The sequence below is a fragment of the Streptomyces sparsus genome (assembly GCF_054776295.1).
On record NZ_BAAHCA010001746.1, the window covers coordinates 1 to 515 of the forward strand.

The 515-nt window shown below is 75.7% G+C and carries 1 protein-coding gene; it reads left to right on the forward strand.

Going from position 1 to position 515, the window contains the following annotated elements:
- Window positions 1-515: acyl-CoA dehydrogenase family protein (locus ACYVE9_RS30625; RefSeq protein WP_461031098.1), on the forward strand; the 515-nt coding region annotated here is incomplete at both ends.

Here is a 515-nt window from a genome sequence, read left to right on the forward strand (position 1 = left end):
GCGACGGCGCCGAGCGGCAGCTGCTGCGGCTGGCGGTCCCGGCGGCGAAGTACTGGGTGACCAAGCGCTGCACCCCGGTGGCCGCCGAGGCGCTGGAGTGCCTGGGCGGCAACGGTTACGTGGAGGAGTCCGGCATGCCGCGACTGCTGCGGGAGTCCCCGCTGAACTCGATCTGGGAGGGCGCCGGCAATGTGCAGGCGCTGGACGTGCTGCGGGCGCTGCAACGCGAGCCGGGGGCGGTGGACGCCTACCTGACCGAGGTCGGGGCGGCCCGCGGCGCGGACCACCGGCTGGACGCGGCCGTCAAGGACCTGCTGACCGAGCTGGCCGACCTGGACGGCATCGAGTACCGGGCCCGCCGACTGGTGGAGCGCATGGCGCTGGTCCTCCAGGGAGCACTGCTGGTCCGCTGGGCGCCCGCCGCGGTGGCCGACGCCTTCTGCGCCTCGCGGCTGGGCGGCGACTGGGGGTCGGCCTTCGGCACCCTGCCGCGCGGCCTCGACCTGGCCGGCATC